We start from the raw sequence: 8803 nt of genomic DNA on the forward strand, positions 1-8803 counted from the left end.
CCGCGGCCTTCGGGCTGCGCTGGTTCGAGTTCGATCCCGGCTTCATCTTCATCCGCGCGCTGGAAGTGCTCGGTCTCGCCTGGGACGTCAAGGTCCCCAGCGACGAGAAGATCGCCCGCCGCATGCTCCGGCAGCCGGGCGATGCGGCCGCCGACCTGGAAACGGGCTGAGTATCATCGGTGACGATGATGGTTCAGCTTCGATCCGATGCTGTTTAACGACTACCCCTTCCTGTTGGTCTTCCTGCCGGTGGCGATCCTGCTCTACCGGCTCGCCGATCCCGTTCCGCAGTTGCGGGTCAGCGTCTTGGTGCTGCTGTCATTGGCGTTCTACGCCTATGGCAGCCCATCCTTCATCCTGCTTCTGATCGCCTCGATCGCGATCAACTGGCTCGCCGCGCTCGCCTATGGCCGGCTCAAACGTCCGGCGATCCTCAACGCCGCGATCCTGCTCAATCTCGCCGTGCTGGCGCTGTTCAAATACGCCAACTTCATCCTCGCCAATCTTGGGCTGGTGCTGCACCGGCCGATGCCGGAGCTCGATGTCGGCCTTCCGCTCGGCATCTCCTTCTTCACCTTCCACCACATCATGTATCTGGTGGATCTGAAGCGCGGCAAGGCGCCGCTCTATGCGCTCGACCGCTACGCGCTCTATATAGCCTTCTTCCCGCAGGCGATTGCCGGGCCGCTGGCGCGCTGGTCGGAGGTGATGCACCAGTTCGGCCGGCAGGTTTACGCGCCGGGCTGGCCGCGAAAATTCTGTATCGCGACCTGCTTCATCGCGTTCGGCCTGTTCGAGAAAGTCGTGATCGCCGACGGCATCGCGCATCTGCTCAATCCCGTCTACGACCAGGCGACGGCCGGTGTGCTCTCGAACGGCGAGGCCTGGCTCGCCTTCTGCTTCTCGTTCCAGATCCTGTTCGATTTTGCCGGCTATTCCGACATCGCGATCGGGCTCGGCCTGCTGTTCGGCGTGCAACTGCCTTATAATTTCAACGCGCCGCTGCGCTCCACCAACATCCAGGACTTTTGGCAGCGCTGGCACATCACCCTGATGATGTTCCTGCGCGATTACGTGTTCTATCCGCTGGTCAATGCGCGCATCCTGCCGCGGCGCTTGCTGCCGGTGCAGTTCTTCGGCGCGATGCTGATCACCATGGCCTTGTGCGGCCTGTGGCACGGCGCGAGCTGGACGTTCGTGCTGTGGGGTGTGCTGCATGGACTGGCGCTGGTCGCCTGCGCACTGTGGCGGCGCTACGGCCCGCACTTTCCGTCATGGCTGGGCTGGGCGCTGACCGTGCTGTTCGTGCTCGCGACCGGTGTGATCTTCCGCGCCGGCTCGGTCCAGGCTGCCTGGCATGTCTTCGAAGGGTTGCTGCAGCCGCTGCCGCTCGATCGCGGCAAGCATCTCTGGCCGCTGATCGCGGCGCCCCTGATCGCCTTCCTGTTGCCGGCGAGCCAGGACATCATCGCTTATTTCACCCGCCGTCCGAATCCGTGGCTCGCGGGCCTGCTCGGTATCGGTCTTCTTGCATTGCTGCTTCACATGGGTGGTCGGGATCTCCATGAATTCGTCTACTTCAAGTTCTGACACCGATCCCGGCTGGGCCCGGAGCCTGATCGCCTGCCTCGGCACGCTGATCGGCGGCGCGCTGCTGATCCTTGCGCTGATGGTCGTCGTCGATCCCTATGACAGCGGCAAGCTCGGCCTGCTCGGCATTGCCGGCGTGGAGAGTCGCAGCACGCAGTTCACGGCCGCGAGCCGTGCGCGCGATCCGGACTTCAACGCCGCCATCTTCGGCAACTCGACGGCCCAGATGATCGAGCCGGCCGAGCTGTCGCGCGCGACCGGCCTGCGCTTCGTGCAGCTCTACATGACCGGTGCAAATCCGCGCGAGCAGCTCGCGGTGCTCGATTTCTTCCTGCGGCACCACAACGAGGTGGGCGCGCTGGTGTTCGCAGCCGACCCCGCCTGGTGCGTGCACGAGCGGCCGAAGGAGGAGGGCGCCCCATTCCCTTATTGGGTCTATGACCGGGGCATCGTCACCTATGCGATTCGGCTGATCTCATGGCCGGCGATCGAGCAGGTCTTCCAAAGGCTCGGCATCGGTCTCGGCTGGCGCCAGCGGATGAGGCGGGACGGTTTTGTGAGCTATGAAGATATCTGGCCGCCCGGCCGGTTCAACGCGGTGAACAGGCCGAGAGATCCGGCCGCAGCCGCGACGGCGGCAGCGCGTGACGTCTTTTCCGAGGTTGCGGCGCTTCACGCCGTGATCCGCAAGCTCCCCGCCGACGTGCCCGTCGTCATCGTCGTTCCGCCGACGTTTGCCCCGACGGTCGCCAAGCCGGGCACGGATGCTGCGCTGGAACGCGGCGCATGCGATGCTGCGCTGAGGAAGGTCGTGGCCGGTCGTCCCCGCAGCAATTTCATCAACTACCGTGTCGACAACGCCATGACTCGCGACCAGGCGAACTTCGCCGACCTCATCCACTACCGCGCAAGCCTCGCGCGCAGGATCGAAGAGGGGATTGTCGCGAGCCTGAAGTTTGGCGAGCAGGCGCGGATCGACTTCTGATCCGCTGGCGCGCCGCTCAGGAAATTTCCTCGAAAGCGCCGTCGAGCCAGAGCTTTCGCGCCAGCTTGCGCTGGATCTTGCCGCTGGTGGTTTTTGGCAGCGCGCCCGGCCTGATCAGCGCGATATGGCGTGCGGAGAGCTCGTGGCTGTCGGCGACGCCCTCGCGGATCAGACCCTTGATGTCATCGGGGTCGATCCTGTTGCGCTCGGTGCGCTCGACCTCCTGCACGACGACCAGCACCTCCTCGCCGCTGTCGTTAGGCACCGAGAAGGCCGCGCCGCAGTTTTCGCGCAGGCTCGTATGCACCGACTGCACCGTGCGCTCGATGTCCTGCGGATAATGATTGATGCCGCGGATGATGATGAGGTCCTTGATCCGCCCGGTGACGAACAGCTCGCCGGCCTCATCGACGAAGCCGAGATCGCCGGTGCGCAGCCAGCGTGCGGCAGGTTCACCCGCGATTTCGGCGTTGAGGTCATCGCGTGTCGCCGTTTCATTGTTCCAATAGGCATGGGCGACGTTGCCGCCGCTGACCCAGATCTCGCCGACACGGTTCGCCGGCAGCCGCGTGCGGTTGTCCGGCGCGACAATGGCGATCGCTTCGCCATCGAGCGCGCGGCCGCAGCCCACGACGATCTGCGCGTCGGCCTCGTCGAGGGCAGGCTCGGCGACATGAGCCTGTAGCCGCTCGCGGCTCACGGTCTTGATGACACGGCCGTCACCGCGGCGGCCGCCCGAGATCAGCAGCGTCGCCTCGGCCATGCCGTAGGCCGGATAGATCGCGCGCGGGTCGAACCCGTGGCGCGCAAACGTCTCGCTGAAGCGCGCGATGGTCTCGGCATGCACCGGCTCGGCGCCGTTCAGCGCGATCTTCCAGGACGAGAGGTCGACACCCTCCATCTGCTCGGCGCGATAGCGGCTGACGCAGAGGTCGTAGCCGAAGTTCGGACTGCAGGCGACCTCGGCACGGTAGTGCGAGATCGCACGCAGCCAGCCGAGCGGGCGCTGCATGAAGGCGTTTGGCGCCATCAGCACGCAGGTCGCCCCGACATAGAGCGACTGCAGCGCATTCAAAATCAGCCCCATGTCGTGATAGAGCGGCACCCAGTTGACGTAGGTCGACTGGCCCGTGTTGCCGAGCGCGCGGCGGATCATCTCGAGATTGGCGAGCAGATTGGTGTGGCTCACCATCACGCCCTTCGGATCGGACGTCGAGCCTGACGTGTATTGCAGGAAGGCGATGTCGTCTCTGTCCGGCCCGGGCAGATCGGCCTTGTCGTCCCAGTGACTGTCGAGCGCGACTTCGATCCAGCGGATGGTCTCGTGCGCAAAGCGCGTCTGCAGATCGCCGCGCAGTGCGAAGGCCGAAGTCGTCAGCGCCACCGCGGGCGCGCAATTGGCGAGGATCGCGGCACTGGCATCGCGGGCGCTGTTCCGCCGCGGCATCATCAGGGGCACCGCGATGATACCGGCCATCAGGCAGCCGAAGAACGCGACCATGAATTCGAGGCCGGGCGGAAACACCAGGATTGCGCGATCGCCGCGATTGGCCACCGACGTCAGCCGGCCCGCCAGTGCTCGGGCGGCGTCATGCAGTTCGCGGAAGGTGAGGGCGGCCTCTTCAGCGCCGCGGTCGGAGACGAAAACGTAGGCGCGGTCGCCGGCCTGCGCTTCCGCGCGCCGTGCGAGCAGCGACACCAGCGAGCGGTGGGTTTCCATGTCGGTTGTCCCGGCCTGTCCCGGGCCGCCGGTCAGGCCGCGTCGCGCGTCGCGCGCTTGCCGGCCAGATAGTGCGACAGCGCCTCGACCGTCGGGTAGTCGTAAAAGTCGTCGGTCGACAGTTCGAGGTCGAGTTTTTCCTCGAGTTCCATCATGAGATAGACGAGCATCGCCGAATCAAGGCCGAGCCGGTTGAATTTTGCGCCGGTTTCGACCCGGTCCTTCGAAATTCGCAGGATATTTGCCAGCGAGGCAATGCAGAATTCCGAGATTTGCTCTCGTGTCATGTCATGTCCCAGAAACAATCAGAACGAGAATACGGACCGACCGTCGCTTGTCAATTTGACCGGGGGACAAGGTGTTGATGAACAGGAATTGCCGGCATTTGAGCCGGTTCGTGCCCAATTTCGTCGCATCGGGCTGGCCGGCGAAGACCGTCGATGCGGCGAGGGCCATCGCCTCCGGATCGAATCCGGAAGCGAACGCGGCGAGGCCGCGTTCAAACAGCCCCGACGGCTTCAGCCGTCAGTTCGGGTAGTAGTAGCCGCGCGGCTGGTAGTACGGCTGGGGTGGCCTGTAATAATAGCCCTGCTGGCCATAGCTCGGATCGTAGGACTGGTACTGCGGCGACTGTTGCCGCTGATAGACTTGCGCGTCGTAGAGACGGCGGGTGTCGCGCGGCGCGGGATAGCGTGCGCCGGTGTCGGTGCCGTCGGCCGGATAGATGTAGCCGTCGTTCTGCGACGCATAGGGACGGCCGGCGGGCACGCCCTGCGGCGTCAGGTCGACGGGATCGCCGGCGGCAGTGTACTGGTCCTGCGGGACGGTGCCGCGGCGGGCGACGTTGGTGCCGCGCGGATTGCGCGCCAGCGCCACGCTTGCCGAGCCGGTCAGCGTCACCGTGGTGTTGAGCACGCCCTGCTGCTGGACCAGCGCATAGAGCGTCGAGGCATTCGCGCGCGACAGCCGCACGCAGCCATGCGAGGCGGGCGAGCCGAGCCGGCCGACGGAGTCGGTGCCGTGGATCGCATGCCCGACCTTGGTGAAGAAGATCGCATGCGGCATCGGCGCGTCGTCGAATTCCTTGGAGTAGTGATCCTCTTCCATGCGGAAGGCGCGGAAGCTGCCGTTCGGCGTTTCGCGCGAGGGGATGCCGCTGGAGACCGGCCAATGATAGCGCGCGACGCCGTCGACCGCGACGGTCATCACCTGGTTGTCCTTGTCGACGGTGATATCGACCTTGGCCTGGGCTGCGCCGACGCTCAAAAGCATCAATGAAAAAACGATGAAAAAGGAACGCATTGGGAAACGCATTTTAGTTCTGGCCTCCGGCCTGTTCGAGCAAGCGCCGCGGCTCTCCGTCCCCCGGCCTGCATTATGCCCGTAGTCCGGCTTTCGTTCCAGCGATCTTGCAGGCCCATCGTTAACGCGCAGGCAGGCGTAAGCAAGGCCGCCGATTGACCGATTCTCGCCCGCAGCGCTGACATTTTCGCGAGCAGCTGGTTAGGTCCAGTAGCCCGGATGTAGCGAAGCGAAATCCGGGGACCGCTGTCGCCCAATGCATGGGGTGACCCGGATTGCGCTGACGCTCCATCCGGGCTACGGGCCTAGGATCAGGTCTTCAGCCGGTAGCCGGTCTTGAAGATCCACCAGATCATGACCATGCAGATCGCGAGGAACACCGTGATCATCGAGGCGCTCAGGCCCACGCTGACGTCGGCGATCTCGAAGAAGCTCCAGCGGAAGCCGCTGATCAAATAGACGACGGGATTGAGCAGCGCCACCGTGCGCCAGCCCTGCGGCAGCATGCTCACCGAATAGAAGCTGCCGCCGAGGAAGGTCAGCGGCGTCACCACCAGCATGGGAATCATCTGCAGCTTCTCGAAACCGTCGGCCCAGATGCCGATGATGAAGCCGAACAGGCTGAAGGTGACGGCGGTCAGTACCAGGAAGGTCAGCATCCAGATCGGATGCTGGATGTGCAGCGGCACGAACAAGCCGGCGGTCGCCAGGATGATGAGGCCCAGGATGATCGACTTGGTCGCGGCCGCTCCGACATAGCCGAGCACGATCTCGAAATAGGAAATCGGCGCGGAGAGGATCTCGTAGATCGTGCCGGTGAATTTCGGGAAGTAGATGCCGAACGAGGCGTTGGCGATGCTCTGGGTCAAGACCGAGAGCATGATCAGGCCCGGCACGATGAAGGTGCCATAGCCGACGCCCTCGACGTGGTCGATCCGCGAGCCGATCGCGGCGCCGAACACCACGAAATAGAGCGAGGTCGAGACCACGGGCGACACGATGCTTTGCAGCAGCGTGCGCCAGGTGCGCGCCATTTCGAACAGGTAAATGGCGCGTACGGCGCGATGATTCATGACGTCCTCACGAGGTCGACGAAGATGTCCTCGAGCGACGACTGGCTCGTGTCGAGGTCGGAGAAGCGGACGCCGGCGTTGCGGAGGTCGCCGAGCAGGCTGGTGATGCCGGTGCGCTCGCCCTTGGTGTCGTAGTCGTAGACCAGCGTCGCGCCGCCGTCGCAGAGCTCGAGCTTGTAGGGGGTGAGGCTCTCCGGCAGCGTGGTGATCTTGCTCTGCAGATGCAGCGTCAGCCGCTTCCTGCCGAGTTTCCGCATCAAGGTCGCCTTGTCCTCCACCAGCACGATCTCGCCCTTGTTGATGACGCCGATGCGGTCGGCCATCTCCTCGGCTTCCTCGATGTAGTGCGTGGTGAGGATGATGGTGACGCCGGCCTGCTGGAGCGTGCGCACCACCTCCCACATGCCCTTGCGCAGCTCGACGTCGACGCCGGCGGTCGGCTCGTCCAGGAACAGGATCTTTGGCTCGTGCGACAGCGCTTTCGCGATCATCACGCGGCGCTTCATGCCGCCGGAGAGCGTGATGATCTTGTTGTCCTTCTTGTCCCAGAGCGAGAGGTCCTTCAGCACCTTCTCGATATGGGCCGGGTTCTTCGGCTTGCCGAACAGGCCGCGCGAGAAGCTGACGGTCGCCCAGACGCTCTCGAAGGCGTCGGTATGGAGTTCCTGCGGCACCAGCCCAATCAGCGAGCGTGCCTTGCGGTAGGAGGTCTGGATGTCCTCGCCGCCGACGAGGACCTTGCCGTCGCTCGGATTGGCGATGCCGCAGATGATCGAGATCAGCGTGGTCTTGCCGGCCCCGTTGGGGCCGAGCAGCGCAAAGATCTCGCCGCGCCTGATATCGAGATTGACGTTCTTCAGCGCCTTGAAGCCGGACCCATAGGTCTTCGACAGGTTGGAGACGGAAATGATGGATGACATGAACAGCCGGCGGGATGGGGGATGGGCGCTGGAAACCGCGTCTGGCGGGCGGAGCAGCGGAGCCCTGAGATAGGAACGCGTTTCCCGGGCCGCAATCGCCGGAAGAAAAATGGCCTCAAAACAGGCTCTTACATGGCCGGTTTCGGGCAACTGTTGCACGAGAGACACGCTAGGACGCTAAGATCGCGGCTCACGCGCCTCTTTGTTGCGTGTGCGAGCGGGGGGAGGCTACGATTCCTCCATCACGAAGCGTGTGTCCCCAGGGAAGATCGATGAGACCTCACGGCCGTAACGCAGCCGGCGCAAGCCACTTGTCCACCATCCGCATGTGGGCGCTGTGCCTCGTGCTGCTGTCAGCAATTGCCATCAGCCCGACCGCCGCGCGGGCCCAGCCGACGGCGCCGGCGGCCGCGACGACGCATGTCTACCTGCTCCGCGGCGTGCTCAACATCTTCTCGCTCGGACTCGACACGATCGGTTCGAGGCTGCAGGCGCAGGGCATTCCGGTCACGGTTGCCAATTTCGTGTCCTGGTCCTCGCTCGCCGATGAGGCCGCGACCGCCTACAAGGCCGGCCGGCTGAAGACCATCGTGCTGGTCGGGCACTCCTCCGGCGCGACCGCGCTGCCCGACATGATCGCAAAGCTCAATCACCTCGGCGTGCCCGTGAAGCTCGCGATCGGGCTCGATTCCGTGTTCAAGACCAAGCTCTCGACCGGCGCCGAGCGCTACATCAACATCTATATCGGCGACGGCCCCGGCGAGCCGGTCAAGGCCGCCGACGGTTTCCGCGGCAAGCTCGACAATGTCGACGTCCGCAGCACCGGCGCCGGTCACGTCACGATCGACAAGAACGAGGTGATCCAGCGCCGCGTGATCGCCGAGATCGACGCCGTGGTGCTGCGCTCGCGTGCGCCGGCCGCACCTGCCGATCCGAACGCGCCGAAGCCGGCCCGCTCGGCGGCTGCAACCGCGGCCCCGGCGCGCTAGCCTTCGGCCAAGTCATCCGGACGGAAAAGCCCCGGTGTCTCGCCGGGGCTTTTTTGCGCTAATCGTTGTCGTGATGAATGACGGTCTTCTCGCGCGTGCCGTCCGCATTATGTTTCTTGATGACGGTGGTCCTGCTGGTCTCGCGCGGCTCCCGCTCCTTGATGACGGTGGTGCGGTCGCGATATTCGCGAGACTGGCCGACGGTCACGCCGGCGCCGACGCCG

8 protein-coding genes are annotated in these 8803 nt (G+C 64.7%); 3 read left to right on the forward strand and 5 right to left on the reverse strand.

Annotated features, from left to right (window positions below; all coding sequences use genetic code 11):
• Nucleotides 1–207 precede the first annotated feature (207 nt).
• Together C2U70_RS00455 and C2U70_RS00460 are read left to right on the forward strand one after the other, a co-directional pair.
• On the forward strand, nucleotides 208–1590 hold the full coding sequence (locus tag C2U70_RS00455; RefSeq protein WP_140975894.1) for an MBOAT family O-acyltransferase: 1383 nt from the start codon (nucleotides 208–210) through the stop codon (nucleotides 1588–1590).
• On the forward strand, nucleotides 1565–2575 hold the full coding sequence (locus C2U70_RS00460) for a hypothetical protein (protein ID WP_140975895.1): 1011 nt from the start codon (nucleotides 1565–1567) through the stop codon (nucleotides 2573–2575). The genes C2U70_RS00455 and C2U70_RS00460 overlap by 26 nt, the downstream gene beginning before the upstream one ends.
• Nucleotides 2576–2591: 16 nt before the next feature.
• Here the strand turns inward: C2U70_RS00460 and C2U70_RS00465 are convergent, their stop codons facing one another.
• The 5 genes from C2U70_RS00465 to C2U70_RS00485 form a co-directional block, all read right to left on the reverse strand.
• Nucleotides 2592–4295 carry a fatty acyl-AMP ligase gene (locus tag C2U70_RS00465; protein WP_140975896.1) on the reverse strand — a complete coding sequence of 568 codons (1704 nt, stop codon included), beginning with the start codon at nucleotides 4293–4295 and terminating at the stop codon, nucleotides 2592–2594.
• A gap of 32 nt (nucleotides 4296–4327) precedes the next feature.
• Nucleotides 4328–4582 carry an acyl carrier protein gene (locus tag C2U70_RS00470; protein WP_140975897.1) on the reverse strand — a complete coding sequence of 85 codons (255 nt, stop codon included), beginning with the start codon at nucleotides 4580–4582 and terminating at the stop codon, nucleotides 4328–4330.
• A 238-nt stretch (nucleotides 4583–4820) separates the two neighbouring features.
• The gene (locus tag C2U70_RS00475; RefSeq protein WP_140975898.1) at nucleotides 4821–5609 is read right to left on the reverse strand and encodes a L,D-transpeptidase; all 789 of its coding nucleotides are present in this window, start codon (nucleotides 5607–5609) and stop codon (nucleotides 4821–4823) included.
• 299 nt (nucleotides 5610–5908) lie between these two features.
• Entirely contained in the window at nucleotides 5909–6670 is a 762-nt protein-coding gene (locus tag C2U70_RS00480) for an ABC transporter permease (protein ID WP_140975899.1), read from the reverse strand.
• Nucleotides 6667–7590 (reverse strand): ABC transporter ATP-binding protein, encoded by a 924-nt coding sequence (locus C2U70_RS00485; protein ID WP_140975900.1) that lies wholly within the window; start codon nucleotides 7588–7590, stop codon nucleotides 6667–6669. Before C2U70_RS00485 ends, C2U70_RS00480 begins: the two co-directional genes overlap by 4 nt.
• 272 nt (nucleotides 7591–7862) lie before the next feature.
• Between C2U70_RS00485 and C2U70_RS00490 the strand changes: the two genes are divergently transcribed.
• Nucleotides 7863–8579 (forward strand): hypothetical protein, encoded by a 717-nt coding sequence (locus tag C2U70_RS00490; protein ID WP_140975901.1) that lies wholly within the window; start codon nucleotides 7863–7865, stop codon nucleotides 8577–8579.
• The last annotated feature ends 224 nt before the right edge of the window (nucleotides 8580–8803 follow it).

Source organism: Bradyrhizobium guangdongense, from assembly GCF_006483445.1.
In the GTDB taxonomy this organism is placed as follows: Bacteria; Pseudomonadota; Alphaproteobacteria; order Rhizobiales; family Xanthobacteraceae; genus Bradyrhizobium; species Bradyrhizobium guangdongense_A.

Bases quoted from the DNA above. Each gene is read 5' to 3' on its own strand.
- C2U70_RS00480 (WP_140975899.1), bottom strand. From the start codon at position 6,670: ATGAATCATCGCGCCGTACGCGCCATTTACCTGTTCGAAATGGCGCGC.
- C2U70_RS00460 (WP_140975895.1), top strand. From the start codon at position 1,565: ATGAATTCGTCTACTTCAAGTTCTGACACCGATCCCGGCTGGGCCCGG.
- C2U70_RS00465 (WP_140975896.1), bottom strand. From the start codon at position 4,295: ATGGAAACCCACCGCTCGCTGGTGTCGCTGCTCGCACGGCGCGCGGAA.
- C2U70_RS00475 (WP_140975898.1), bottom strand. From the start codon at position 5,609: ATGCGTTTCCCAATGCGTTCCTTTTTCATCGTTTTTTCATTGATGCTT.
- C2U70_RS00455 (WP_140975894.1), top strand. From the start codon at position 208: ATGCTGTTTAACGACTACCCCTTCCTGTTGGTCTTCCTGCCGGTGGCG.
- C2U70_RS00490 (WP_140975901.1), top strand. From the start codon at position 7,863: ATGAGACCTCACGGCCGTAACGCAGCCGGCGCAAGCCACTTGTCCACC.
- C2U70_RS00485 (WP_140975900.1), bottom strand. From the start codon at position 7,590: ATGTCATCCATCATTTCCGTCTCCAACCTGTCGAAGACCTATGGGTCC.
- C2U70_RS00470 (WP_140975897.1), bottom strand. From the start codon at position 4,582: ATGACACGAGAGCAAATCTCGGAATTCTGCATTGCCTCGCTGGCAAAT.